Below are 25595 nucleotides of genomic sequence, written 5' to 3'. Positions count from 1 at the left end.
GCCGCCGCGCTCCGACCCATTACCCGATTTTTTTGCCTTCCAGCAGTTGCTGCACCAGCGGCGCCATGATCAGCTCCATCGCCAGCCCCATTTTGCCTCCCGGCACCACCAGCGTATTGATGTGCGAGATAAAAGAGCCTTGCAGCATCGCCAGCAGGTAAGGGAAATCGATCTGATCCAGCCCGCGGAAGTGAATCACCACGAAGCTTTCATCCAGTGAAGGAATGGCTTTGGCGGCGAACGGGTTGGAGGTATCCACCGTCGGCACGCGCTGGAAGTTGATGTGGGTGCGCGAGAACTGCGGCGTGATGTAGTTGATATAGTCTTCCATCGAACGCACCACCGAATCCATCACCGCCTCACGTGAATGGCCACGCTCGCCGGTATCGCGGATCAGTTTTTGGATCCACTCCAGGTTAACGATCGGTACCACGCCGACCAGCAGATCGACGTGTTTGGCCACGTCGGTATGTTCGGCAACCACGCCGCCATGCAACCCTTCATAGAACAGCACGTCGGTCGGCGCCGGCAGCGCTTCCCACGGCGTAAAGGAGCCGGGTACCTGGTTATAGGGCACCGCTTCGTCGTAGGTATGAAGATACTTGCGTGACCGTCCAGTGCCGTTCTTGCCGTACTCGATAAAGCTCTGTTGGAGCAGGCCGAAGTCGTTGGCCTCAGGCCCGAAATAGCTGATATGACGACCCAGATCGCGTGCTTTGCGGATCGCCGCGTCCATTTCCGGCCGGGTATAACGGTGGAAGCTGTCGCCTTCCAGCTCCGCAGCGCGGATGTTCAACTGCTGGAATATCTTACGGAACGCCACGCTGGTGGTGGTGGTGCCGGCGCCGCTGGAGCCGGTCACTGCGATAACGGGATGTTTGGCGGACATGGTGGTTGTCACTCCGTGTTAAATGCGCTGGCGTCAGAGTAGGGTTATTGGTCTGTTTGACGCCCTTTCGCCAAGGGCAAAATTCCGCGCGCGGGTTTGCAATGGTTCATTGTTACCTGATTTTTTCCGTCAGTCATAGAACCGGCAGGCACTAATTTTCTTCCTGCCCGGCACGGAACTGCCCGCGCGGCATGATGTTGATGGTTTCATGCAGTTCTGACCAGACCAACAGGACCTCGCCGTTTTTCAACTGGCGGCGAACGTCTTCCACTTTCTGCTCCAGCGAACGTTCGTGTTCGCCGTAGTCGGTGCCTTCGCGCAGCACAAAGGACTCGATCAGGCTGTTCAGGGTCTCGGTTTCCAGTTCTTTCCAGGGGATAATCACGTTGTGGGTTCCAGATAAGGGGAAAGCCAGGATGGAATGCGGTATTCCAGCCACATGTGGGGTTTGTTCAAACTGCCGCCGACAAAGCCGACATGGCCGCCAAACTCGGTCAACTGATATTCAATGTTGCGCGGCAGGCCGGCGATGTCGGGGATCACTTCGTCGGTCATGAAGGGATCGTCTTTGGCATGGATGATCAGCAGCGGCGTCTGAATTGCCGGTAACAGCGGCAGCGCGCTGCAACGGCGGTAGTAATCGGTGGCGTCGCTAAAGCCGTGGACGCGTGAGGTGATGGCATCGTCAAAGTCGCGGATAAGGCGCAGCGCCCGGAGTTGCGGCAGCTTGAGCGGCAGAGTGTCGGGGTAGTGCAGCAGCTTGCGGGTGGCGTTTTGTTTCAACTGCCCGAGCAGATAGTGCTGATAAACGCGCGAGAATCCTTGATCCATTCGCAATGAACAGGGCTCCAGCATCAGCGGAGCGGACACGATCACCGCCGCCTGCAACAGGCTGTCTGCCCCTTGCTGAGCCAGGTAGCAGGCCAGCATATTGCCGCCGAGCGAGATGCCAACCGCCGCCGTCGGCACTTCGCCGTGGGTGGCGTGCAGCCACCGCAGAAAAAAGCGTGCATCCTCCGTCTCGCCGGAGTGATAGATGCGCTGTTTGCGGTTCGGTACGCCGCTGCAACCGCGAAAATGCATAACCACCCCGAGCCAGCCTTTTTCACGCCAGGCGTTGAGCAGGCCGTGAGCATAGGGGCTGTAGAAGTTGCCTTCCAGCCCATGGAACAGTACCACGCGCGGCTTGCCGGCGGCCTGTGCCGGATCTTCGCTCCAGGCGAGATCGACAAAATCGCCGTCGGGCAATTCCAGCCGCTGCCAGTGCGGTTTCAACCGCACGCGGCGGCGCACCAGCCGTGGCAGCAGCGTTTGCAAATGTGGGTTACTGGCCCCGGTCAAAGGGCGAAAGGATTCATGCATAACCTGAGTGAAAATCTTATTGGCGGCTATTGTCTGATCAATAGCGCACTGTTAGCTTCAATACCATGAGTTAACAATAATACTGCAAAAAACGCCCCGGGTGAGGAGCACCCGCTTCATGGAACCGAGTTTATTTCTTTCGATGTTAGGCTTCCTGTGGGTTGCCGCGATCACGCCTGGCCCCAACAATATGTTACTGACCACCTCCGGCGCCCATTTTGGCTTTATGCGCTCACTGCTGTTGATGCTGGGCATTATGCTCGGCATGCAAAGCATTTTGCTGCTGGTGGCATTCGGCGTCGGTAGCCTGATTTTGGTTTACCCTGCGCTGCACCTGATCCTGAAAGTCCTCGGCAGCCTGTACCTGTTATGGCTGGCGTGGAAAGTCGCTACCGCCGCCTATGAAAAGCTGGAAACCGACGTGGCGCCGCCGCAGCCTATCAGGTTGTATCAGGGCTGGCTGCTGCAGTTCCTCAACCCCAAGGCCTGGCTGATGGCATTGGGCGCGGTGGCGAGCTTCAGTCTGGCGGGCGATAAATATAACGCTTCTATTCTGGCGATTGCGCTGGGTATTTTCGTGGTGAATGTCGTCGCCGGGGTTATTTGGCTGGGGTTTGGCACGGTGATTGGCCGTTTGCTGCGCAGCAAAAAGGCCTGGATCCTGTTTAACCTTTCCATGGGGCTGTTAACCGCGGCCTGTGTGTTACTTATCTGGCATTAAGGAATTGCGGATGACGGACAATTACTTCCACGTAGTGGCGTTTACCGGCGAAGGCTTACGTGGCAATCCGGCGGGCGTCTGCCTGCTGAAGCAGCCCTTGTCGGCTGCCGAGATGCAGGCCATTGCCAATGAGCTGTGCCTGCCGGAAACCAGCTTTGTCTGGGACGATGGCGACATGTCGGCGATTCGCTGGTTCACTCCTCAGCGTGAAGTGGATCTCTGCGGCCACGGCACGCTGGCGGCGGCGCACGTGATGTTCAGCGCGGTGAATCCGGCGCTGCAGGATATCCGCTTCCGCTCGGCCGGCGGCGAGCTGTACGTTAAGCGTGATGCTGCCGACGGCGAGCGGTTGATCCTGGATTTCCCTTCACGACTGCCGCAAAAGGTGGCAGAACCGGCTGGGCTGGCGGCGCTGCTCGGCGTGAAACCGCAGGACGTGTGGCAGGCCACCGCGTTGTTGGTGCTGCTGGATAGCGAAGATCAGGTGCGGGCGTTGCAGCCGGACATCCCGGCGTTAATCGCGCTGGCCGGCCGCGTGGTCATCGTCAGCGCCCCGGGTGAAAAGGTAGATTTTGTCTCGCGTTATTTTACCCTCGACGGCGGTGAAGACCCGGTGACCGGCTCCGCGCACTGCACGCTGGCACCTTATTGGGCTGCACGCCTGGGGCGCCATAAGCTGCATGCCCGGCAGATTTCCACTCGCGGCGGTGAGCTGTTTTGCGAATGGAAAGGCGATCGCACGCTGCTCGGCGGTTATGCACGGACGTTTTTACGGGGTGAGTTATCGCTCTGAATGCCATGGTATATTCCTCAAGGTAATAACGAGGTTTTTTTTATTCTTTTATCGCTCGTCAGCGCTCGGATAAAACTGTCAGCAACTGAACAGACTTTTATCAACGGGGCAGATCATGGCGAGCAAACTCTTTTCATTACGCGGCGTAACGCTGCTGGTGTTATCGCTCGGCGCGGCCAGTGCGCAGGCGGTCGACGTTACCGTGGCGTATCAAACCTCGGCGGAACCGGCCAAGGTGGCGCAAGCGGAAAACAGCTTTGCCAAGCAGTCCGGTGCCACCGTTGACTGGCGCAAATTCGACAGCGGCTCCAGCGTGTTGCGCGCACTGGCTTCCGGCGACGTGCAGATCGGTAATATCGGCTCCAGCCCTCTGGCGGTAGCCGCCAGCCAGAAACTCCCTATCGAAGTGTTCCTGATCGCCTCGCAGCTTGGCAGTTCTGAAGCGCTGGTGGTGAAGAAGGACATTAAAGGCCCGCAAGATCTGATCGGTAAACGCATTGCGGTGCCTTTTATCTCCACCACCCACTACAGCCTGCTGGCCTCTCTCAAGCATTGGGGCATCAAGCCTGAGCAGGTCAAAATCCTCAATCTGCAGCCGCCGGCCATCGCTGCCGCCTGGCAGCGCGGTGATATCGACGGCGCCTACGTCTGGGCGCCGGTGGTCAACGAGCTGGCCAAACAGGGCAAGGTCCTGACAGATTCCGCACAGGTTGGGGAGTGGGGGGCGCCGACGCTCGACGTCTGGGTGGTGCGCAAGGACTTCGCCGAAAAACACCCGGAGGTGGTGACTGCCTTTGCCGCCAGCGCGTTGAATGCCCAGAAAGCCTATCTGGCACAACCGGAGCAATGGCTGAAGGACAAAAGCAATCTCGGTACGCTGTCCCGCCTGAGTGGCGTGCCGGAGGAGCAGGTGCCGGTGCTGGTAAAGGGCAACACCTATCTGCCGGTGGCCGAGCAGATTACCCAGCTTGGTCAGCCGGTGGACAAGGCGATTCGCGATACCGCCGCGTTCCTCAAACAGCAGGGCAAAATCCCGCAGGTCGACAGCGATTACAGCGCCTATGTGACCGACCGCTTTGTGAAACAGGTGCAGGCTGCGCCGCAGTCGTAGGGGAGCCGCATGCTAAACGTTAACCATCTTTCAGCAGACTACCAGGGGCGCCCCGCACTGCGCGACGTCTCGTTCCAGATTGCCGCCGGGCAACTGGTGGTGGTGCTCGGCCCGTCGGGCTGCGGCAAAACCACGCTGCTGAATTTGATCGCCGGGTTTATTGAGCCTTCAGCTGGCAGCATCACGTTGGATGGAGCGTCCGTTAACGGCCCAGGAGCCGAGCGGGGCGTGGTGTTCCAGCATGAGGGGTTACTTCCGTGGCGTAACGTGGTGGATAACGTCGAGTTTGGCCTGCAGTTGGCCGGTATCGGCAAGCAGGAGCGCCGAGAGGTGGCGCAGCAGATGTTGCAACGCGTGGGGTTGGCGGGTTACGAGCGGCACTTTATCTGGCAACTTTCCGGTGGCATGCGCCAGCGGGTCGGCATTGCCCGCGCGCTGGCCGCCGATCCGCGCTTGTTGCTGTTGGACGAGCCGTTCGGCGCGCTGGATGCTTTCACCCGTGAGCAGATGCAGGAACTGCTGCTGACCATTTGGCGTGATACCGGCAAGCAGGTATTGCTGATTACCCACGATATTGAAGAGGCGGTTTTCCTCGCAAGCGAACTGTTGCTGTTGTCGCCGGGGCCGGGGCAGGTGGTGGAGCGCCTTTCGCTGAACTTCGGCCAGCGCTACGCCAGCGGCGAGGCATGTCGTTCGATCAAATCCGATCCGGAATTTATCGCGCAGCGCGAATATGTGCTGGGCAAAGTGTTCCAACAGCGCGAGGCATTGCTATGAGCCTGCATTCCGCCCTCAAAGAGGTTGCCCAACCGCAGGTTGCGGCGCCGCGTCGTTTCCGCATACCGCGCAACCTTTTGCTGAGCGGTGCTACCTTGCTGGTGGTCTTGGCTGTCTGGTGGGGCGTGACCGCACTGAACCTGATCAGCCCGTTATTTTTACCGGCACCGCAGCAGGTGTTGCACCAGTTGCTGGTCATCGCCAGCCCGCAGGGCTTTATGGACGCCACGCTGTGGCAGCACCTGGCGGCCAGCTTGGGACGCATTCTGGTGGCATTGCTGGCGGCGGTGATTATCGGCGTTCCGGTGGGTATCGCCATGGGGCTGAACGACACGGTGCGTGGCATTCTCGACCCGCTGATTGAGATTTACCGCCCGGTGCCGCCGCTGGCCTATCTGCCGCTGATGGTGATTTGGTTCGGCATCGGCGAAACCTCGAAAATTCTGCTTATTTACCTGGCGATCTTCGCCCCGGTTGCGCTATCTGCCGTAGCCGGCGTGCGCAGCGTGGCACAGGTACGGGTGCGCGCCGCTCGCGCTTTAGGCGCCAACCGCTGGCAGGTGCTGCGTTTTGTGGTGCTGCCGAGTGCGTTGCCGGAAATTTTGACCGGCATCCGCATTGGGCTGGGTGTCGGTTGGTCGACGCTGGTGGCAGCCGAACTGATCGCCGCTACTCGCGGTTTGGGATTTATGGTGCAATCCGCCGGTGAGTTTCTGGCCACCGACGTGGTGTTGGCCGGGATCGGCGTGATTGCGATTATTGCATTTGGGCTGGAGCTGGGGCTGCGTGCCTTGCAGCGCCGATTGACCCCGTGGCATGGAGTACAGCAATGAACGAACGTCTGAAGATTACCCCGCTGGGGCCCTACATCGGCGCGCTGGTGGAAAATGTCGCACTGGCGCGACCTCTGGGCGACGGCCAGTTTGAGCAGCTTTACCATGCATTGCTTAAACACCAGGTGCTGTTCTTCCGCAATCAACCGATCACTCCGCTGCAACAGCGTGATTTGGCTGGGCGCTTCGGCGATCTGCACATCCATCCGGTTTACCCGCACGCCACCGACGTGGAAGAGATCATCGTGCTGGATACCCATGACGATAACCCGCCGGACAACGACAACTGGCATACCGACGTCACCTTTATCGAAAACCCGCCGCAGGGGGCGATACTGGCGGCGAAGACGTTGCCGTCTTTCGGTGGCGATACCTTGTGGGCCAGCGGTATCGCGGCCTATGAAGCGTTGTCTGAACCCTTCAGGCAACTGTTGGCCGGGTTGAAGGCGGAACATGACTTCACCAAGTCATTCCCGGAGCATAAGCATTTGTCGAGCGACGAGGAGCACCAGCGTTGGCAGGTGGCGAAGCAGAAAAACCCGCCGCTGCTGCACCCGGTGGTGCGTACTCATCCGGTAAGCGGGCGACAGGCGCTGTTCGTCAATGAAGGTTTCACTACGCGGATTGTGGATCTGGCGCCGAAGGAGAGCGAGGCATTGCTGAACTTCCTGTTCGCCCACATCACCAAGCCGGAGTTCCAGGTGCGCTGGCGCTGGCAGGAGAATGACATCGCGATTTGGGATAACCGCGTGACGCAGCATTACGCCAACGCGGATTATCTGCCGCAGCGGCGCATCATGCACCGTGCGACCATTTTAGGGGATAAACCTTTTTACAAGGCGTGAAGCCGTGGGCGCAGCGTGCTGCGCTCCTACAATTCAAACTCGTTTGTCAGCTGTTCCAACTGCTCCTGCGCATCCAGCCAGGTCATTTCCGTCTCTTCCAGGGCGGATTTGGCCTGGCTTTGTTTTTGCAGGCACTCGGTCAGATCGGCTTTGCGGCTGATGTCATACAGCGCAGAGTCCGCCAGCTTCTCTTCTACCGCCGCCAGTTCGGCGCCCAGTTTTTCCATCTGCTGTTCCAGCTTGGCGATTTGCTTGCGCAGCGGTTGAGTCTGGGTGCGGAATTCGGCTTCACGGCGTTTCTGATCTTTACGCGCTTGTGCGCTGTTGCCGTTGTTTTCTTTCTCCGGCGCATCCTGCTGGTTTTCCTGCCGTTGCAGGTCGCTCAGCCATTGCTGGTAGTCATCCAGATCGCCTTCGAAAACTTCCACCTGGCCATCGTGCACCAGATAGAGATCGTCGGTGGTGGAGCGCAGCAGGTGGCGGTCGTGCGAAACCACCACCAGCGCGCCTTCGAAATCGATCAGCGCTTCGGTCAACGCCTGGCGCATGTCCAGATCCAGGTGGTTGGTCGGTTCGTCGAGCAGCAGCAGGTTAGGGCGCTGCCAGACGATCAGGGCCAGCACCAGCCGCGCTTTTTCGCCGCCGGAGAAACGCTCGGTGGCCTCGGTGACCTTGTCGCCCTGGAAGCCGAAACCGCCCAGGTAGTCGCGCAGTTGCTGTTCCAGCACCCGGGGAGCGATGCGGCTCAGGTGTTGCAACGGCGATTCGTCGGCGCGCAAGAACTCCAACTGATGTTGAGCGAAGTAGCCCAGTTTGATGCCCTTCGCCAGGCCAATCTCACCGCTCAGCGGTTCCAGCGAGCCGGCCAGCATTTTGATTAAGGTAGATTTACCGGCGCCATTACGACCCAGCAGGCCAATGCGCGAACCGGGCACCAGGTTGAGCTTGATCGATTTCAGGATCACTTTGTCGCCGTAACCGGCGCTGACCTTCTCCATGCGCAGTAACGGGTTCGGCAAGCTTTCCGGCTGGCGGAAGCTGAAACTGAACGGGTTATCGACGTGAGCCGGGGCGATAAGCTCCATGCGCTCGAGCATTTTAATGCGGCTCTGTGCCTGTTTGGCTTTGGTGGCCTGCGCACGGAAGCGATCGATATAGCTTTGCAGGTGCGCCACCTTCTCCTGCTGGTGCTGATACAGCGACTGCTGCTGCGCCAGTTTGGTCGAGCGCTGACGCTCGAACGAGGAGTAGTTGCCGGTATATTCGTTGATGGTTTCTTGTTCGATATGCAGAATTTTATCGACGATCGGATCGAGGAAGTCGCGGTCGTGGGAAATCAGCACCAGCGTGCCCGGATAGCCTTTCAGCCAACGTTCCAGCCAAATGACCGCGTCCAGATCCAGGTGGTTGGTCGGTTCGTCGAGCAGCAGTAGATCTGAACGGCAGACCAGCGCCTGTGCCAGGTTCAAACGCATGCGCCAGCCGCCCGAGAAAGCGCGCACTGGGCTTTGCAACTGCTCGTTGGAGAAGCCAAGACCGTGCAGCAGGCTGGCGGCGCGGGAGCGGATGGTCCAGGCGTCGATGGCGTCCAGTTTGCCGTGCAGCGTGGCGATGGCGTGGCCGTCGTTTTTCTCGTTGGCCAATTCCAGTTCGGCTTCAAGCTGGCGGAATTCGCGATCGCCGTCGATAACATACTCAATGGCCGGCACGTCCAATGCCGGCGTTTCCTGGTTGACCCAGGCCAGCGCCCAGTTAGTGGGGAAGGTGTGAGTACCCCCGTCCGCGGCGATTTCGCCTTTCAGCAACGCCAGCAGCGTGGATTTGCCGCAACCGTTTTTACCCACCAGGCCGACTTTCTGACCTGGATTAACCGTCGCCGTGGCGTTGTCCAACAGGACGCGGGTACCGCGTCGGATTTGTAGCGAGGAGAATACAATCATAAAGCGCCGTATGTTCAGAGTATGTTAAATTGAGAGGATTCTAAGTTAACAGGACACAGACTGTCCTATTATTAGTCTTTGCGAAGCATGGTAACGGAAAACCGCTATCCTGACGACGCTTTGGAGGGGAATGATGTCGCAGCCGCCCAAGGTCTTGCTGCTGTATGCCCATCCGGAATCCCATGACTCGGTCGCGAATCGGGTTTTGCTTCGACCGGCGCAGCAGTTGGAACATGTCACCGTGCACGATTTATACGCGCACTATCCTGACTTTTTTATTGATATTCACCACGAACAACAACTGCTGCGTGAACATCAGGTCATTGTTTTTCAACATCCACTCTATACCTACAGTTGCCCGGCATTGCTGAAAGAATGGCTGGATCGCGTGCTGTCGCGCGGTTTTGCCAGCGGCATGGGCGGCAATGCGCTGGCGGGTAAATACTGGCGTTCGGTGATCACCACCGGAGAACCTGAAGGCGCCTACCGCACCGGCGGTTATAACCGTTATCCAATGGAAGATATCCTGCGCCCGTTCGAACTGACCGCCGCCATGTGCCATATGCACTGGCTGACGCCGATGCTGGTGTATTGGGCGCGTCGGCAGAAGCCGGAGGTGTTGGAAAGCCACGCTACGGCCTATGGCGACTGGCTGCGTAACCCGCTGCCGCAGGGAGGAAGGTGATCATGGAAGGCTCGACGTTACTGACCGCAATTTTGCTGTTCCTGTTTGCCGCCGTGGTCACGGTGCCGATCGCCCGTCGTCTGGGGATTGGTGCGGTGCTGGGCTACCTGATCGCCGGTATTGCCATCGGCCCTTGGGGATTGGGCTTTATCCGCGATGTGGATGAGATCCTGCATTTTTCCGAGTTGGGCGTGGTGTTCCTGATGTTTATCATCGGGCTGGAACTGAACCCGACCAAACTTTGGGAACTGCGGCGTTCGATATTCGGCGTTGGCGCCGGGCAGGTGTTGATCACCGCCGCGGTGTTGGGGGCGCTGCTTTATCTGACCCATTTCGCCTGGCAGGCCGCCGTTATCGGCGGGATCGGGCTGGCGATGTCATCGACGGCGATGGCGTTGCAACTGATGCGCGAGAAGGGCATGAACCGCAATGAAGGCGGCCAGTTAGGGTTTTCGGTACTGCTGTTCCAGGATATGGCGGTGATCCCGGCGCTGGCGCTGATCCCTATCCTGGCCGGCGCCGGTGGCACCAGCGACGACTGGGCGGAAATCACGATCAAGGTCGCGGCGTTCGGCGGCATGCTGATCGGCGGACGTTTTCTGCTGCGGCCATTGTTCCGCTATATCGCTTCTTCCGGGGTGCGCGAAATTTTCACCGCCGCCGCACTGTTGGTGGTATTGGGGGCGGCGTTGTTTATGGATACGCTCGGCCTGTCGATGGCGCTTGGCACCTTTATCGCCGGTGTGCTGTTGGCGGAGAGCGAATATCGCCATGAGCTGGAGATTGCCATCGAGCCGTTCAAAGGGCTGCTGCTGGGGCTGTTCTTTATCTCGGTGGGGATGGCGCTGAATATCGGCGTGCTCTATACCCATCTGGTCGAAGTGCTGCTGGGTGTGGTGCTGTTGGTGGCGATCAAGTCAGGGGTGCTGTACTCGCTGTCGCGCATCTTTGGCCTGCGCAGTTCGGTGCGTTTGCAGTTCGCCGGTGTGCTCAGCCAGGGCGGAGAGTTTGCCTTCGTGCTGTTTTCCGCTGCGGGGGCGCAGAAGGTGCTGCAATCTGACCAACTCGCCTTGCTGTTGGTGGTGGTGACCTTGTCGATGATGACCACACCCCTGCTGATGCAGATTATCGATCGCATCCTGGCCCGCCGTTACAACGCCCCGGATGAAGACGAAGAAACGCCGTATGTGGAGGACGACGATCCGCAGGTGATCATTGTCGGTTTCGGGCGGTTTGGCCAGGTGATCGGCCGCTTGTTGATGGCCAACAAGATGCGTATTACCGTATTGGAGCGCGATGTCAGCGCGGTCGGCGTGCTGCGTCGCTATGGCTATAAAGTGTATTACGGCGACGCCACCGAACTTGAGCTGCTGCGTGCGGCCGGCGCGGCGAAGGCCAGGTCGATTGTCATCACCTGCAATGAGCCGGAAGACACCATGGAAATCGTGCGTTTGTGCCAACAGCACTTCCCGGAGTTGAGCATTCTGGCACGCGCACGCGGCCGCGTGGAGGCGCACGAACTGCTTCAGGCCGGGGTCAAACAGTTCAGCCGCGAAACCTTCTCCAGCGCACTGGAACTGGGACGCAAGGCGCTGATGGAGTTGGGTATGCATCCTCATCAGGCCTATCGCGCGCAGCAGCACTTTCGCCGGCTGGACATGCGCATGCTGCGTGAACTGATGCCGCCGCATCATGGCGATGTGGCGCAGATTTCCCGCGTGAAAGAGGCGCGGCGCGAGCTTGAAGAACTTTTCCATCGCGAAATGCAAAAAGAGAGTCGCCAGTTCGACGGCTGGGATGAATACGAATAATTTGGAGCACAGAAAGATGTCTGCTACACGTAAAAGATTTATCGCCGGTGCGGTCTGCCCGAGCTGTAAGGCTATGGATACGCTGGCAGTTTGGCGTGAAGACCAGGTCGAAGTGGTGGAGTGCGTCAAGTGCGGTCATCATCAGCGCCAGACCGAACAACAGGTGGAAAAGCACGTCCGGCCGCAGGAGCAGGTAATCGGTATTTTCCATCCGGAGTAGCGTTATCGGGCGCGTTTTTTTATGCTGGAGGGTACAGCGGGGCAGATTTCCGATACAATCTGTCCGGTAAAGGCGCGGCACCCGATGATGGGCTGCGTCCAAGTGTCCAACGGTAGGAGATATCATGAAAGTAGCAAAAGACTTGGTGGTCAGCCTGGCTTACCAAGTACGTACAGAAGACGGTGTTTTGGTTGATGAGTCTCCGGTGAGCGCGCCGCTGGACTATCTGCACGGGCATGGTTCTCTGATTGCAGGTCTGGAAAAAGCACTCGAAGGCCACGAAGCAGGCGATCGTTTTGACGTTAATGTTGGCGCCAACGATGCGTACGGCAACTACGACGAAAACCTGGTGCAGCGCGTGCCGAAAGACGTCTTTATGGGCGTTGACGAGTTGGAAGTCGGCATGCGTTTCCTGGCTGACACCGATCAGGGCCCGGTTCCGGTCGAAATCACCGAAGTGGACGGCGATCACGTAGTGGTTGACGGTAACCACATGCTGGCGGGTCAGAACCTGAACTTCAACGTGGAAGTTGTCGCGATCCGCGAAGCCACCGCTGAAGAACTGGCGCACGGTCACGTACACGGCGAGCACGATCACCACCACGAACACGGTGACGGTTGCTGCGGCGGTCATGGCCACGATCACGATCATGACCATGCGCATGACCAGGATCAGGCTAAGAAAGGCGGTTGCGGTAACGGCGGTTGCGGCTGCCACTAATCGCGGCGCAGCAATAGCGAGAGAGGGCAGCCCCAGGGCTGCCCTTTTTTATGGGTTATCAATAATGTGGCGGTGGAGTCTCTTCCGACTGCGAGGCGATCATCGACGTTTGGGTCGAGCGCAGTTTATCGGTCAGCACGCGCAGGTGCTCCTGCAATTTCAGCATTTCAAGCTGGTGCTGCACCACGGTTTGGTTGAGTTCTTCAATGGTGACTTCCTGGAAGGCCTGGCGGCTTTCCAATTCCTCAAGCCGCAGTAACAGGCTTTGGGTATCGGCGTTGTGCATGATGTTACCTCTGACGCGGTTTAATCCTGAATCTGGCACTATGTTAACAGCTGTCGCCGGCTTTGCGCTGCGCTATTTCGCCCCCGCAGAGCAAGGGATAACCGCAGGCGGCTGAACACTGTGTAAAGTGCTGAAAAATAGAGCGCTTATCGCGGCTGTTTTTGTTACCGTTATCGTGTCGGGTGGAAGAATAATCTGATTTATCATGCAGGTAGCACATTAAAGGAAACTTCTCCTTAAACCTGGAGTCACACTTTGACTCGATTGGTTACCTGTGTGACTGTTTTGTTTTCTTTCAGGCAGCTATAGTAGCCCGGTTATCTTACTTAATGACTGTTTGGGGCACCGCTTCAGACACTGGAGAAATGGATGAAATCTTTGTTTAAAGTCACGCTTCTGGCAACCACCATGGCTTTTGCTCTGAATGCGACTCAGGTTATGGCTGCTGATGCGGCTAAACCGGCCGAAGCCGCTAAACCAGCGGACGCTGCAGCAGCACCAAGCACCGGCAAGTTCAAGAACGATGACGAGCAAGCGGCTTACGCACTGGGCGCATCCCTCGGCCGTTACATGGACAACTCTCTGAAAGAACAAGAAAAACTGGGTATCAAACTGGATAAAGACCAGTTGATCTCGGGCGTTCAGGACGCTTTCGCCAACAAGAGCAAGTTGAACGATGCGGACATCGAAAAAACGCTGCAGAGCTTTGAAGCGCGCGTGAAGGCTTCTGCTCAGGCGAAGATGGAACAAGACGCTAAAGACAACGAAACGAAAGGCGCCAAGTACCGTGAGACCTTCGCCAAAGAAAAAGGCGTGAAGAAAACCGAATCTGGCCTGCTGTACAAGGTAGAGAAACCGGGTGCGGGTGAAGCGCCTAAAGACAGCGACACCGTGGTAGTGAACTACAAAGGCACTCTGACCGACGGCACCGAGTTTGACAACTCCTATACCCGTGGTGAGCCGCTGTCATTCCGTCTGGACGGCGTGATCCCAGGCTGGACTGAAGGCCTGAAACACCTCAAGAAAGGCGGCAAAATCAAGCTGGTAATTCCACCGGCACTGGCCTACGGTAAAACGGGCGTTCCGGGTATTCCGGCTAACTCTACCCTGGTATTCGACGTTGAGCTGCTGGATGTGAAAGCTGCGCCGAAAGCAGACGCCAAGGCTGAAAAACCGGCTGACGCAGCGGCTGACGCCAAAGCGCAATAAGCCTGTCTGATTGCCATCACCGCCGCGAATCTTCTTCGCGGCGGTGTTCATTTCAGTGTCTCTGATTAATGCTCGATTAGGCGTAACTTTTACTCTCCCTCCCACTGATTGCTTGACGCCTGCCGGGCATCGGGCTTAACGTCAATACCACGCGCAAACGCAAGGACTTTACTCTGGTAGTTTTGCTAGACTAATAATCCGGACTTATGAGTCATGCGCCTGCCCCTTAGGGCGTGTACCTAAAACTGTTCCCGGCCGTCTTGGCCTGCGGACGCTCGTCGTGCTGTTTCATGCTGATACCAGCCTGCCTGCCCTGTGGATCCTCAAGGGTATGCCGCCTGTGGAAGAGGGAGCCTGCACGAGCAGTTTTAGCTGCGCCCCCTGGCACAGGCGATCTTTGAGGGTGGTATTTTCGATGTCTAATTCGCTTTTATCCAGCGAAGCCAGCGAACTTGATTTGCTGAATGAACGTCCGTTTAGCCAGACGGATCATGAAATCCTGAAGTCTTATGAAGCCGTGGTCGATGGGCTCGCTATGCTGATCGGCGGTCACTGCGAGATCGTGCTGCACGCGCTGGAAGATTTGAAATGCTCGGCGGTGCGTATCGCCAACGGCGAACATACCGGGCGGCAGATCGGTTCGCCAATCACCGACCTGGCGCTGCGGATGCTACATGATATGGCCGGCGACGACAGCAGTGTGTCTAAGGCCTATTTCACCCGCGCCAAGAGCGGTGTGCTGATGAAATCGGTCACTATCGCCATCCGTAATCGTGAGCAGCGGGTGATCGGCCTGTTGTGCATCAACATGAACCTCGATGTGCCGTTCTCCCAGGTAATGCAGACTTTCATGCCGCCGGAAACCCAGGAAGTGGCCCCCTCAGTCAACTTTGCCTCTTCCGTGGACGATCTGGTGGCGCAGACGCTGGAGTTCACCATTGAGGAGGTTAATGCCGATCGCAATGTCTCCAACAATGCCAAAAATCGTCAGGTGGTGCTGAATCTTTACGAAAAAGGCATTTTTGATATCAAAGATGCGATTAATCAGGTGGCGGATCGCCTGAATATTTCCAAACACACCGTGTATCTGTATATCCGCCAGTTCAAAAGCGGTGACCTGCTGGGAACCGAGCGCTGATGCTGGATTACTGCCTTTTGGTCACCGGCCCGGCGTATGGCACCCAGCAGGCCAGCAGCGCCTATCAATTCGCACAAGCCCTGCTGGCGAAAGGGCATCGGCTCTCCAGCGTGTTTTTCTACCGTGAAGGGGTGCTGAATGCCAACCAACTGACATCCCCTGCCAGCGATGAGTTCGATCTGGTGCGCGGCTGGGCGCAGCTGGCGCAGCAGCACGGTATTGAGCTCAACGTTTGTGTGGCCGCGGCGTTGCGGCGCGGTGTGACCGATGAACAGGAAGCTGCGCAGCAGGGGCTGGAAACGGCTAACCTGCAACCCGGTTTTACCCTTAGAGGATTGGGCTCACTGGCAGAGGCGTCACTAAGTTGTGATCGCCTGGTGCAGTTTTGAGATAATTTATGAAACGAGTCGCTTTTGTTTTTACCCAAGGCCCGCACGGCGGCACCGGCGGCAGGGAAGGGCTGGATGCGCTGTTGGCGACTTCGGCGCTGAGCGAAGATTTGGGCGTGTTTTTTATCGGCGATGGCGTATTGCAGCTATTGCCGGGGCAGCAGCCGGAAAAAATTCTGGCGCGCAACTATATCGCCACCTTTGGCGTGCTGCCGCTGTATGACGTCGAGCAGTGTTATCTGTGCCAGGCATCTTTGCAGGAGCGCGGTCTGAGTCAGGTGACCGACTGGGTGCTGGAGGCCGAGGTGCTGGCACCGGATGCGTTGCGTCAACAGTTGGCCGGTTATGACGCGGTAATGACTTTTTAGGACATTCGGATGCTGTATACCCTTAGCCACTCTCCCACTCAATGCGATTTGCCGGCATTGTTGCGCTTGACCACACAAGGCGACGATCTGCTGCTGATACAGGATGGCGTACTGGCCGGGTTGGCCGGCAGCGCGCACCTTGAATTACTGCTCAATGCCCCCATATCTCTTTATGCGCTGCAGGACGACCTGGAAGCCAGAGGCTTGGCTGGTCATTTTTCACACAAAATCACTGTCATCGGCTATAATCACTTCGTTGAATTAACCGAAAAACATCGAAGCCAAATGGCTTGGTGATGAGAGTGATGTTGTATATTTCTTGACACCTCTACCGCTCAGCCATAAAATTCTGCGGCCTCGTACTTTGCCAGTAGTGCATACGAGGGGATTTATCACATGTTTACGAAGCAACAAACGAAGCAAAACCAGGAGCTTTTTTAATGGCAACAATTAATCAGCTGGTTCGCAAACCACGCTCTGTGAAGGCTGCTAAAAGCAACGTTCCAGCGCTGGAAGCCTGCCCGCAGAAACGTGGTGTATGTACCCGCGTATATACCACCACTCCGAAAAAACCAAACTCCGCGCTGCGTAAAGTATGCCGTGTGCGTTTGACTAACGGTTTCGAAGTGACTTCCTACATCGGTGGTGAAGGTCACAACCTGCAGGAACACTCCGTGATCCTGATCCGTGGCGGTCGTGTTAAAGACTTGCCAGGTGTGCGTTACCACACCGTCCGTGGTGCACTTGACTGCTCCGGCGTTAAAGACCGTAAGCAAGCTCGTTCCAAGTACGGCGTGAAGAAGCCAAAGGCTTAATGGTTCTCCGTTAAGTAAGGCCAAACATTTTCACTTTAATGTCAAAATAAACTCGTAGAGTTTTGGACAATCCTGAATTAACAACGGAGTATTTCCATGCCACGTCGTCGCGTAATAGGCCAACGTAAAATCCTGCCAGATCCTAAGTTCGGATCCGAGCTGTTGGCCAAATTTGTAAATATCCTGATGGTAGACGGTAAAAAATCTACTGCAGAAGCTATCGTGTATACCGCGCTGGAGACCCTGGCTCAGCGTTCTGGTAAAAATCACCTGGAAGCTTTCGAAGTAGCTCTCGACAACGTTCGCCCGACTGTAGAAGTTAAGTCGCGCCGCGTTGGTGGCTCTACTTATCAGGTACCAGTTGAAGTCCGCCCGGTCCGTCGTAATGCTCTGGCAATGCGTTGGATCGTTGATGCTGCTCGTAAACGCGGTGATAAATCCATGGCTCTGCGCTTGGCGAACGAACTTTCTGATGCAGTTGAGAACAAAGGTTCTGCTGTTAAGAAACGTGAAGACGTTCACCGTATGGCAGAAGCCAACAAGGCGTTCGCCCACTACCGCTGGTAATTGCCACGCAGTAGTTATGCTAACCAAGCGGGCGCTTCAAGAAGCCAACCCGCTTGGGTTAACCGAACTTGAACGCCTAAGGCAATAGAGGAATCAAATGGCTCGTAAAACACCCATTGAGCGCTATCGTAACATCGGTATCAGCGCTCACATCGACGCCGGTAAAACGACCACTACCGAACGTGTTTTGTTCTACACCGGTGTAAACCACAAAATCGGTGAAGTGCACGACGGCGCAGCTACCATGGACTGGATGGAGCAGGAGCAGGAACGTGGTATTACCATCACGTCTGCTGCGACCACCTGTTTCTGGTCTGGTATGGCTAAGCAGTTCGAACCACACCACATTAATATCATCGACACCCCAGGGCACGTTGACTTCACCATCGAAGTAGAACGTTCCATGCGTGTTCTTGATGGCGCGGTAATGGTTTACTGTGCAGTTGGTGGCGTTCAGCCACAGTCTGAAACCGTATGGCGTCAGGCTAACAAATACAAAGTTCCACGCATCGCGTTCGTTAACAAAATGGACCGTATGGGTGCTAACTTCCTGAAAGTTGTTGGTCAGATTGAACAACGTCTGGGTGCAACTCCGGTCCCTCTGCAGCTGGCTATCGGCGCGGAAGAGAAATTCACCGGTGTTGTTGACCTGGTGAAGATGAAAGCAATCAACTGGAACGAAGCCGATCAGGGCGTGACCTTCGAATACGAAGAGATCCCGGCTGATATGCAAGAACTGGCTGAAGAATGGCGTCAGAAACTGGTTGAGGCCGCTGCTGAAGGCTCTGATGAGCTGATGGAGAAATTCTTTGGTGGCGAAGAGCTGACTGAAGAAGAGATCAAAAGTTCTCTGCGTAAGCGCGTTCTGAACAATGAAGTTATCCTGGTTACCTGTGGTTCTGCGTTTAAAAACAAAGGCGTACAGGCAATGCTGGATGCTGTTGTTGAGTATCTGCCTGCACCAACTGACGTTGAAGCTATCAACGGTATTTTGGATGACGGTAAAGACACTCCAGCAGTTCGCCATTCTGACGACTCTGAGCCGTTCTCTGCTCTGGCGTTCAAAATCGCTACTGACCCATTCGTGGGTAACCTGACGTTCTTCCGTGTTTACTCCGGTCTCGTCAACTCAGGTGACACTGTATTTAACCCAGTGAAATCTCAGCGTGAACGTCTGGGCCGTATCGTTCAGATGCATGCTAACAAGCGTGAAGAGATCAAAGAAGTTCGTGCAGGCGACATCGCTGCTGCGATCGGTCTGAAAGACGTGACTACCGGTGACACTCTGTGTGATCCAAACCACGTGATCATTCTGGAGCGTATGGAGTTCCCTGAGCCGGTAATTTCCGTTGCAGTGGAACCAAAAACCAAAGCTGACCAAGAAAAAATGGGTCTGGCTCTGGGCCGTCTGGCGAAAGAAGACCCATCATTCCGCGTATGGACTGACGAAGAATCTGGTCAGACTATCATCGCAGGTATGGGTGAACTTCACCTGGACATCCTGGTTGACCGTATGCGTCGTGAATTTAACGTTGAAGCGAACGTGGGTAAACCACAGGTTGCTTACCGTGAAGCGATTCGCTCGAAAGTTACCGATATCGAAGGTAAACACGCCAAGCAGTCTGGTGGTCGTGGTCAGTATGGTCATGTTGTTATCGACATGTACCCGCTGGAGCCGGGCTCAAATCCGAAAGGCTACGAGTTCATCAATGACATTAAAGGTGGTGTGATCCCAACGGAATACATCTCTGCCATTGATAAAGGTCTCCAGGAGCAGCTTAAGTCTGGTCCGCTGGCCGGTTACCCGGTTGTTGATCTCGGTGTGCGTCTGCATTTCGGTTCTTACCACGATGTTGACTCCTCCGAATTGGCGTTTAAACTGGCCGCGTCTATCGCCTTTAAAGATGGCTTTAAGAAAGCGAAACCTGTTTTGCTTGAGCCGATTATGAAGGTTGAAGTTGAAACGCCGGAAGAGAACACTGGTGACGTCATCGGTGACCTTAGCCGTCGTCGTGGTCAACTGAAAGGTCAGGAATCCAACGCTACTGGCGTTCAGATTCACGCTGAAGTTCCGTTGTCCGAGATGTTCGGATACGCAACTCAACTGCGTTCTCTGACCAAAGGCCGTGCTTCTTACTCCATGGAGTTCTTGAAGTACGATGATGCGCCGAACAACGTCGCTCAGGCCGTTATCGAAGCCCGTGGTAAATAAGCTTTCGGGTTTAACACATTGATCAGTGCTCTCTCCATGAGGGGAGAGCATAAGAGTAAGGAATATAGCCGTGTCTAAAGAAAAATTTGAACGTTCCAAACCGCACGTTAACGTTGGTACTATCGGCCACGTTGACCACGGTAAAACTACCCTGACTGCAGCAATCACCACCGTTCTGGCTAAAACCTACGGCGGTTCTGCACGTGCTTTCGACCAGATCGATAACGCGCCAGAAGAAAAAGCTCGTGGTATCACCATCAACACTTCTCACGTTGAATATGACACCCCAAGCCGTCACTACGCGCACGTTGACTGCCCAGGGCACGCCGACTACGTTAAAAACATGATCACCGGTGCTGCTCAGATGGACGGCGCAATCCTGGTTGTTGCTGCGACTGACGGCCCAATGCCTCAGACCCGTGAGCACATCCTGCTGGGTCGTCAGGTTGGCGTTCCTTTCATCATCGTATTCATGAACAAATGCGACATGGTTGATGATGAAGAGCTGCTGGAGCTGGTAGAAATGGAAGTTCGTGAACTTCTGTCTGCTTACGACTTCCCTGGTGATGACCTGCCGGTTGTTCGTGGTTCAGCGCTGAAAGCACTGGAAGGCGAACCTGAGTGGGAAGCTAAAATCATCGAGCTGGCCGGTTTCCTGGATTCTTACATCCCAGAACCAGAGCGTGCTATCGACAAGCCGTTCCTGCTGCCAATCGAAGACGTATTCTCCATCTCCGGTCGTGGTACCGTTGTTACCGGTCGTGTTGAGCGCGGTATCGTTAAAGTTGGCGAAGAAGTTGAAATCGTGGGTATCAAAGACACCGTTAAGTCTACCTGTACCGGCGTTGAAATGTTCCGCAAACTGCTGGACGAAGGCCGTGCTGGTGAGAACGTGGGTGTTCTGCTGCGTGGTATCAAGCGCGAAGATATCGAACGTGGTCAGGTTCTGGCTAAACCAGGTTCAATCAAGCCGCACACCAAGTTTGACTCAGAAGTGTACATCCTGAGCAAAGAAGAAGGTGGTCGTCATACTCCATTCTTCAAAGGCTACCGTCCACAGTTCTACTTCCGTACAACTGACGTGACCGGTACCATCGAACTGCCAGAAGGCGTAGAGATGGTAATGCCAGGTGACAACGTGAACATGGTTGTTACCCTGATCCACCCAATCGCGATGGACGACGGCCTGCGTTTCGCAATCCGTGAAGGCGGCCGTACTGTTGGCGCTGGTGTTGTTGCTAAAGTTATCGCTTAATCGCGAATAATTTTTCGACACAAAATGAGGGCACTTCGGTGCCCTTTTTTTATGTGATTTTCTCAAATCTTAATTGAAATAAAAAGCATTCCTATTTAGAATTATGGAATTGGTTAAGAAGTGAGTCTCTCTATGTATGTATGCCTATGTAATGCCGTGACTGACAAAGCGATCCGTAAAGCAGTACGTCAGCACAACCCTCATACCATGAAGCAGCTGCGTGAATTGGTGCCGATTGGTACCGACTGCGGGAAATGCATTCGACAGGCAAGACAGATTATGGTGGAGGAAAGCGGAACCATTATCCCTATGCATGAAGTTGCCTAACTAAAGGTAAGGCTATTTTTTGACTCTTGGCTTACAGCTTCTACACTTTGAGAACTGGCCAGGAGGAGTTACCTATGAAAGGCGATAAAAAGATCATTGCTCACCTCAACAAACTGCTCGGCAACGAGCTGGTTGCCATCAATCAATATTTCCTGCACGCCCGAATGTTCAAGAACTGGGGCTTAATGCGCCTTAATGATAAGGAATATCACGAGTCGATCGACGAAATGAAGCATGCCGATCGCTACATCGAGCGCATTCTGTTTCTTGAAGGCCTGCCGAATCTACAAGATCTTGGCAAACTGAATATTGGCGAAGATATCGAAGAAATACTGCGTTCAGACCTGGCTCTGGAGTTGGATGGCGCCAAGAATCTGCGTGAAGCTATCGCCTATGCCGATTCGATTCATGACTATGTCAGCCGCGATTTGATGATAGAAATTCTGGCGGATGAAGAAGGGCATATCGACTGGCTGGAAACTGAGCTGGATTTGATTGCGCGTCTGGGTATCCAGAATTACGCGCAAGCCCAGATACTGGAACGCAAAGACTAGTCTCCTTATGATACCGCTCCCCGCCGGCAGCTGTTTTCCAGACAGGGCAGGGGAGTAGCGGCAACATCTTCCCTGCTATACCTAATTCCCCTCTCCGTGACCTGTTTTTGCAGGCGACTTCGCAAATCGTTAAAAAGTGCCGATATCCTGAGCATATTTCCATCTACGGCTTGCTTCCCGTTCTGTTTTGCGTATAATGCGCGGGCTTACCTAATCTTGGTAAGCCTGATTTTAGCGAATCAGTCGATAGGCAGGACTTTCTGCTCATCGAACAATACTCCCGATATGGGGGTTATATGTTGACGATTACACTCCCCCATCAATCGAAATGGGTGTGAGGAGTAATTATTTACGTTTATAAATAATTGGAGCTCTGGTCTCATGCAGAACCAAAGAATCCGTATCCGCCTGAAAGCGTTTGATCATCGTCTTATCGATCAATCAACCGCGGAAATCGTCGAGACTGCCAAGCGCACTGGTGCGCAAGTCCGTGGTCCGATCCCGCTGCCAACTCGCAAAGAGCGCTTTACCGTTCTGATCTCTCCGCACGTTAACAAAGACGCGCGTGATCAGTACGAGATTCGCACTCACAAGCGTCTGGTTGACATCGTTGAGCCAACCGAGAAAACCGTTGATGCTCTGATGCGTCTGGATCTGGCTGCCGGTGTAGACGTGCAGATCAGCCTGGGTTAATCAGGTCATTGAGCGATTGAGAGGTTGAAACAATGATTGGTTTAGTCGGTAAAAAAGTGGGTATGACTCGTATCTTCACTGAAGATGGCGTTTCTATCCCAGTAACCGTGATTGAAATTGAAGCGAACCGCGTGACTCAGGTTAAAGACCTGGCTAACGACGGATACCGTGCCGTTCAAGTCACCACTGGTAGCAAAAAAGCTAACCGTGTGACCAAACCGGAAGCGGGTCATTTCGCTAAAGCTGGCGTTGAAGCTGGCCGTGGTCTGTGGGAATTCCGCCTTGCAGAAGGTGAAGAGTTCACTGCAGGTCAAAACATCAGCGTAGAAATCTTCGCTGACGTTAAAAAAGTCGATGTTACCGGTACTTCTAAAGGTAAAGGTTTTGCCGGCACTGTAAAGCGCTGGAACTTCCGTACCCAAGACGCTACCCACGGTAACTCCTTGTCTCACCGCGTTCCGGGTTCTATCGGTCAGAACCAGACTCCGGGCAAAGTGTTCAAAGGCAAGAAAATGGCTGGCCACCTGGGTGACGAGCGTGTAACCGTTCAAAGCCTGGACGTAGTACGTGTTGACGCTGAGCGCAACCTGCTGCTGGTTAAGGGTGCTGTACCGGGCGCAACCGGTGGCAACCTGATCGTTAAACCAGCTGTGAAGGCGTAAGGGGATAGCAATGGAATTAGTATTGAAAGACGCGCAAAGCGCGCTGACTGTTTCCGAAACTACCTTCGGTCGTGATTTCAACGAAGCGCTGGTACACCAGGTTGTTGTTGCTTATGCAGCAGGTGCCCGTCAAGGTACCCGTGCTCAGAAGACCCGTGCTGAAGTGACTGGTTCCGGTAAAAAACCGTGGCGCCAGAAAGGTACCGGCCGTGCGCGTTCAGGTTCTGTAAAGAGCCCGATCTGGCGTTCAGGCGGCGTGACCTTTGCTGCTAAACCGCAGGACCACAGTCAGAAAGTAAACAAAAAGATGTACCGCGGCGCGCTGAAAAGCATCCTGTCCGAGCTGGTACGTCAAGATCGTCTGATCGTTGTCGAGAAGTTCTCTGTAGAAGCGCCTAAAACTAAGCTGCTGGCACAGAAACTGAAAGATATGGCTCTGGAAGATGTGCTGATCGTGACCGGTGAACTGGATGAGAATCTGTTCCTGGCAGCTCGCAACCTGTACAAGGTTGACGTGCGCGATGTAGCAGGTATCGACCCGGTTAGCCTGATCGCCTTCGACAAAGTGGTTATGACTGCTGATGCTGTGAAGCAAGTTGAGGAGATGCTGGCATGATCCGTGAAGAACGTTTGCTGAAAGTGCTGCGTGCACCGCACGTATCTGAAAAAGCATCCGCTGCGATGGAAAAAAGCAACACCATCGTACTCAAAGTTGCCAAAGACGCGACCAAAGCAGAAATCAAAGCTGCAGTGCAGAAACTGTTTGAAGTCGAAGTCGAAGACGTGAACACCCTGGTAGTTAAAGGGAAAGTGAAACGTCACGGTCAGCGTGTTGGTCGTCGTAGCGACTGGAAAAAAGCTTACGTCACCCTGAAAGAAGGCCAGAACCTGGACTTCATCGGCGGCGCAGAGTAAGTCGGAGGAGTAAGAACAATGGCAATTGTTAAATGTAAACCTACATCTCCGGGTCGTCGCCACGTTGTTAAAGTGGTTAACCCTGAGCTGCACAAGGGTAAACCTTATGCCCCGCTGCTTGAGAAACTGAGCAAAAGCGGTGGTCGTAACAACAATGGCCGTATCACCACCCGTCATATCGGTGGTGGCCACAAGCAACATTATCGTCTGGTTGACTTCAAACGCAACAAAGATGGTATTCCTGCTGTGGTTGAGCGTCTGGAGTACGATCCGAACCGTTCCGCGAACATCGCGCTGGTTCTGTACAAAGACGGCGAACGCCGTTACATCCTGGCGCCGAAAGGCCTGAAAGCTGGTGACCAGATTCAATCTGGCGTTGATGCTGCAATCAAAGCGGGTAACACCCTGCCAATGCGCAACATCCCGGTTGGTTCAACGGTCCACAACGTAGAAATGAAACCAGGTAAAGGCGGCCAGCTGGCTCGTTCTGCTGGTGCCTACGTTCAAATCGTTGCTCGTGACGGTTCCTACGTAACTCTGCGTCTGCGCTCAGGCGAAATGCGTAAAGTTCCAGTTGATTGCCGCGCCACCTTGGGTGAAGTCGGTAACGCTGAACATATGCTTCGCGTTCTGGGTAAAGCAGGTGCTGCACGTTGGCGTGGTGTTCGTCCTACCGTCCGCGGTACGGCGATGAACCCGGTAGATCACCCGCACGGTGGTGGTGAGGGTAAAAACTTTGGTAAACACCCAGTAACTCCATGGGGCGTTCAGACCAAAGGTAAGAAAACCCGCAGCAACAAGCGTACTGATAAGTTCATCGTACGTCGCCGTAGCAAAAAATAATTAGAGGATAAGCCATGCCACGTTCTCTCAAGAAAGGTCCTTTTATTGACCTGCACTTGCTGAAGAAGGTAGAGAAAGCGGTGGAAAGCGGTGACAAGAAGCCTTTGCGCACTTGGTCCCGTCGTTCAACGATCTTTCCTAACATGATCGGTTTGACCATCGCTGTCCATAATGGTCGTCAGCACGTACCAGTGTTTGTTTCCGACGAAATGGTCGGTCACAAACTGGGTGAATTCGCGCCGACTCGCACTTATCGCGGCCATGCGGCTGATAAAAAAGCTAAAAAGCGCTAAGGTAGGAGGAAGAGATGGAAACTATCGCTAAACATCGCCACGCTCGTTCTTCTGCTCAGAAGGTTCGCCTTGTTGCAGACCTGATCCGCGGTAAGAAAGTGTCGCAAGCTCTGGAAACTCTGACCTACACCGACAAGAAAGCTGCCGGTCTGGTTAAGAAAGTGCTGGAGTCTGCCATTGCTAACGCAGAACACAACGATGGCGCTGACATCGATGATCTGAAAGTCACGAAAATCTTCGTAGACGAAGGCCCAAGCATGAAGCGCATTATGCCGCGTGCAAAAGGTCGTGCAGATCGCATCCTGAAGCGCACCAGCCACATTACTGTGGTTGTGTCCGATCGCTGAGACTCTGGAGACTA

33 protein-coding genes are annotated in these 25595 nt (G+C 55.1%); 28 read left to right on the top strand and 5 right to left on the bottom strand.

Annotated features, from left to right (window positions below):
* Nucleotides 1-19: 19 nt before the first annotated feature.
* From JEM67_RS25650 to JEM67_RS25640, 3 genes are all read right to left on the bottom strand, one after another.
* Nucleotides 20-889, bottom strand: a complete 870-nt coding sequence (locus tag JEM67_RS25650; RefSeq protein WP_013814811.1) for a phosphoribulokinase — start codon at nucleotides 887-889, stop codon at nucleotides 20-22.
* 151 nt (nucleotides 890-1040) lie between these two features.
* Complete coding sequence (locus JEM67_RS25645; protein WP_013814810.1) at nucleotides 1041-1274, bottom strand: YheU family protein; 234 nt, start codon at nucleotides 1272-1274, stop codon at nucleotides 1041-1043.
* Nucleotides 1271-2251, bottom strand: a complete 981-nt coding sequence (locus tag JEM67_RS25640; RefSeq protein ID WP_199638510.1) for a hydrolase — start codon at nucleotides 2249-2251, stop codon at nucleotides 1271-1273. The genes JEM67_RS25645 and JEM67_RS25640 overlap by 4 nt, the downstream gene beginning before the upstream one ends.
* A 118-nt stretch (nucleotides 2252-2369) precedes the next feature.
* Between JEM67_RS25640 and JEM67_RS25635 the strand changes: the two genes are divergently transcribed.
* The 6 genes from JEM67_RS25635 to tauD all read left to right on the top strand — a co-directional run bounded on the left by JEM67_RS25635 (nucleotide 2370) and on the right by tauD (nucleotide 7331).
* Nucleotides 2370-2972, top strand: a complete 603-nt coding sequence (locus tag JEM67_RS25635) for a LysE family translocator (protein ID WP_199638508.1) — start codon at nucleotides 2370-2372, stop codon at nucleotides 2970-2972.
* 10 nt (nucleotides 2973-2982) lie between these two features.
* Nucleotides 2983-3765 (top strand): PhzF family phenazine biosynthesis protein, encoded by a 783-nt coding sequence (locus JEM67_RS25630; protein WP_199638506.1) that lies wholly within the window; start codon nucleotides 2983-2985, stop codon nucleotides 3763-3765.
* A gap of 115 nt (nucleotides 3766-3880) precedes the next feature.
* Nucleotides 3881-4876 carry a taurine ABC transporter substrate-binding protein gene (gene tauA / locus JEM67_RS25625; RefSeq protein ID WP_199638504.1) on the top strand — a complete coding sequence of 332 codons (996 nt, stop codon included), beginning with the start codon at nucleotides 3881-3883 and terminating at the stop codon, nucleotides 4874-4876.
* A 9-nt stretch (nucleotides 4877-4885) separates the two neighbouring features.
* Nucleotides 4886-5653, top strand: a complete 768-nt coding sequence (tauB, locus tag JEM67_RS25620; protein WP_013814805.1) for a taurine ABC transporter ATP-binding subunit — start codon at nucleotides 4886-4888, stop codon at nucleotides 5651-5653.
* The gene (gene tauC, locus JEM67_RS25615; RefSeq protein WP_199638502.1) at nucleotides 5650-6486 is read left to right on the top strand and encodes a taurine ABC transporter permease TauC; all 837 of its coding nucleotides are present in this window, start codon (nucleotides 5650-5652) and stop codon (nucleotides 6484-6486) included. Before tauB ends, tauC begins: the two co-directional genes overlap by 4 nt.
* On the top strand, nucleotides 6483-7331 hold the full coding sequence (gene tauD / locus JEM67_RS25610) for a taurine dioxygenase (protein WP_013814803.1): 849 nt from the start codon (nucleotides 6483-6485) through the stop codon (nucleotides 7329-7331). Before tauC ends, tauD begins: the two co-directional genes overlap by 4 nt.
* A 26-nt stretch (nucleotides 7332-7357) precedes the next feature.
* On the opposite strand, the gene JEM67_RS25605 is transcribed toward tauD, so the two are convergent.
* A complete protein-coding gene (locus JEM67_RS25605) occupies nucleotides 7358-9271 on the bottom strand; it encodes an ABC transporter ATP-binding protein (protein WP_013814802.1) in 1914 nt (637 codons plus the stop codon).
* 133 nt (nucleotides 9272-9404) lie between these two features.
* Here JEM67_RS25605 and kefG point away from each other — a divergent pair, with 133 nt between their 5' ends.
* The 4 genes from kefG (at nucleotide 9405) to slyD (ending at nucleotide 12708) form a co-directional block, all read left to right on the top strand.
* Nucleotides 9405-9956 carry a glutathione-regulated potassium-efflux system ancillary protein KefG gene (kefG, locus tag JEM67_RS25600; protein ID WP_006328470.1) on the top strand — a complete coding sequence of 184 codons (552 nt, stop codon included), beginning with the start codon at nucleotides 9405-9407 and terminating at the stop codon, nucleotides 9954-9956.
* A gap of 2 nt (nucleotides 9957-9958) precedes the next feature.
* Entirely contained in the window at nucleotides 9959-11767 is a 1809-nt protein-coding gene (kefB, locus tag JEM67_RS25595) for a glutathione-regulated potassium-efflux system protein KefB (protein ID WP_199638500.1), read from the top strand.
* A 16-nt stretch (nucleotides 11768-11783) separates the two neighbouring features.
* The gene (locus JEM67_RS25590) at nucleotides 11784-11987 is read left to right on the top strand and encodes a YheV family putative zinc ribbon protein (protein ID WP_004951224.1); all 204 of its coding nucleotides are present in this window, start codon (nucleotides 11784-11786) and stop codon (nucleotides 11985-11987) included.
* A gap of 124 nt (nucleotides 11988-12111) precedes the next feature.
* A complete protein-coding gene (gene slyD, locus JEM67_RS25585) occupies nucleotides 12112-12708 on the top strand; it encodes a peptidylprolyl isomerase (protein ID WP_006318995.1) in 597 nt (198 codons plus the stop codon).
* A 58-nt stretch (nucleotides 12709-12766) separates the two neighbouring features.
* On the opposite strand, the gene JEM67_RS25580 is transcribed toward slyD, so the two are convergent.
* Complete coding sequence (locus JEM67_RS25580) at nucleotides 12767-12994, bottom strand: SlyX family protein (RefSeq protein ID WP_004951219.1); 228 nt, start codon at nucleotides 12992-12994, stop codon at nucleotides 12767-12769.
* A gap of 369 nt (nucleotides 12995-13363) precedes the next feature.
* Between JEM67_RS25580 and fkpA the strand changes: the two genes are divergently transcribed.
* From fkpA to rplV, 18 genes are all read left to right on the top strand, one after another.
* The gene (gene fkpA, locus JEM67_RS25575) at nucleotides 13364-14203 is read left to right on the top strand and encodes an FKBP-type peptidyl-prolyl cis-trans isomerase (RefSeq protein WP_004951215.1); all 840 of its coding nucleotides are present in this window, start codon (nucleotides 13364-13366) and stop codon (nucleotides 14201-14203) included.
* 415 nt (nucleotides 14204-14618) lie between these two features.
* Nucleotides 14619-15341, top strand: coding sequence for a helix-turn-helix transcriptional regulator (locus tag JEM67_RS25570; protein ID WP_013814799.1), 723 nt, complete (start codon nucleotides 14619-14621; stop codon nucleotides 15339-15341).
* Nucleotides 15341-15730: a sulfurtransferase complex subunit TusD gene (gene tusD, locus JEM67_RS25565; protein ID WP_370576179.1), complete on the top strand. Its 390-nt coding sequence runs from the start codon at nucleotides 15341-15343 to the stop codon at nucleotides 15728-15730. Before JEM67_RS25570 ends, tusD begins: the two co-directional genes overlap by 1 nt.
* An 8-nt stretch (nucleotides 15731-15738) precedes the next feature.
* Nucleotides 15739-16098, top strand: coding sequence for a sulfurtransferase complex subunit TusC (gene tusC, locus JEM67_RS25560; RefSeq protein WP_006328468.1), 360 nt, complete (start codon nucleotides 15739-15741; stop codon nucleotides 16096-16098).
* A 9-nt stretch (nucleotides 16099-16107) separates the two neighbouring features.
* The gene (gene tusB, locus JEM67_RS25555; RefSeq protein ID WP_013814797.1) at nucleotides 16108-16395 is read left to right on the top strand and encodes a sulfurtransferase complex subunit TusB; all 288 of its coding nucleotides are present in this window, start codon (nucleotides 16108-16110) and stop codon (nucleotides 16393-16395) included.
* Between the two features lie 143 nt (nucleotides 16396-16538).
* Nucleotides 16539-16913 (top strand): 30S ribosomal protein S12, encoded by a 375-nt coding sequence (gene rpsL / locus JEM67_RS25550; protein ID WP_004930426.1) that lies wholly within the window; start codon nucleotides 16539-16541, stop codon nucleotides 16911-16913.
* 96 nt (nucleotides 16914-17009) lie between these two features.
* Nucleotides 17010-17480 (top strand): 30S ribosomal protein S7, encoded by a 471-nt coding sequence (rpsG, locus tag JEM67_RS25545; RefSeq protein ID WP_004951199.1) that lies wholly within the window; start codon nucleotides 17010-17012, stop codon nucleotides 17478-17480.
* A 97-nt stretch (nucleotides 17481-17577) separates the two neighbouring features.
* Nucleotides 17578-19692, top strand: coding sequence for an elongation factor G (gene fusA, locus JEM67_RS25540; protein WP_013814796.1), 2115 nt, complete (start codon nucleotides 17578-17580; stop codon nucleotides 19690-19692).
* A gap of 70 nt (nucleotides 19693-19762) precedes the next feature.
* Entirely contained in the window at nucleotides 19763-20947 is a 1185-nt protein-coding gene (gene tuf, locus JEM67_RS25535) for an elongation factor Tu (RefSeq protein WP_013811124.1), read from the top strand.
* Nucleotides 20948-21079: 132 nt separating this feature from the next.
* Nucleotides 21080-21274: a bacterioferritin-associated ferredoxin gene (gene bfd / locus JEM67_RS25530; protein ID WP_013814795.1), complete on the top strand. Its 195-nt coding sequence runs from the start codon at nucleotides 21080-21082 to the stop codon at nucleotides 21272-21274.
* Nucleotides 21275-21348: 74 nt separating this feature from the next.
* On the top strand, nucleotides 21349-21828 hold the full coding sequence (bfr, locus tag JEM67_RS25525; protein ID WP_013814794.1) for a bacterioferritin: 480 nt from the start codon (nucleotides 21349-21351) through the stop codon (nucleotides 21826-21828).
* 381 nt (nucleotides 21829-22209) lie between these two features.
* Entirely contained in the window at nucleotides 22210-22521 is a 312-nt protein-coding gene (gene rpsJ, locus JEM67_RS25520; RefSeq protein ID WP_001181005.1) for a 30S ribosomal protein S10, read from the top strand.
* 32 nt (nucleotides 22522-22553) lie between these two features.
* Entirely contained in the window at nucleotides 22554-23183 is a 630-nt protein-coding gene (gene rplC, locus JEM67_RS25515) for a 50S ribosomal protein L3 (RefSeq protein ID WP_004951181.1), read from the top strand.
* Between the two features lie 10 nt (nucleotides 23184-23193).
* The gene (gene rplD / locus JEM67_RS25510; protein WP_004929779.1) at nucleotides 23194-23799 is read left to right on the top strand and encodes a 50S ribosomal protein L4; all 606 of its coding nucleotides are present in this window, start codon (nucleotides 23194-23196) and stop codon (nucleotides 23797-23799) included.
* On the top strand, nucleotides 23796-24098 hold the full coding sequence (gene rplW, locus JEM67_RS25505; RefSeq protein ID WP_004951179.1) for a 50S ribosomal protein L23: 303 nt from the start codon (nucleotides 23796-23798) through the stop codon (nucleotides 24096-24098). The genes rplD and rplW overlap by 4 nt, the downstream gene beginning before the upstream one ends.
* Before the next feature lie 18 nt (nucleotides 24099-24116).
* Nucleotides 24117-24941 carry a 50S ribosomal protein L2 gene (gene rplB, locus JEM67_RS25500; RefSeq protein WP_004951177.1) on the top strand — a complete coding sequence of 275 codons (825 nt, stop codon included), beginning with the start codon at nucleotides 24117-24119 and terminating at the stop codon, nucleotides 24939-24941.
* 14 nt (nucleotides 24942-24955) lie between these two features.
* On the top strand, nucleotides 24956-25234 hold the full coding sequence (gene rpsS, locus JEM67_RS25495; RefSeq protein WP_004929772.1) for a 30S ribosomal protein S19: 279 nt from the start codon (nucleotides 24956-24958) through the stop codon (nucleotides 25232-25234).
* A gap of 14 nt (nucleotides 25235-25248) precedes the next feature.
* Nucleotides 25249-25581, top strand: coding sequence for a 50S ribosomal protein L22 (gene rplV / locus JEM67_RS25490; RefSeq protein ID WP_004951174.1), 333 nt, complete (start codon nucleotides 25249-25251; stop codon nucleotides 25579-25581).
* The last annotated feature ends 14 nt before the right edge of the window (nucleotides 25582-25595 follow it).

Origin of the sequence: Serratia sp. PAMC26656 (genome assembly GCF_016469055.2) — a bacterium.
In the GTDB taxonomy this organism is placed as follows: domain Bacteria; phylum Pseudomonadota; class Gammaproteobacteria; order Enterobacterales; family Enterobacteriaceae; genus Serratia; species Serratia plymuthica.
This window is presented reverse-complemented; position numbering and strand designations above follow the sequence as displayed.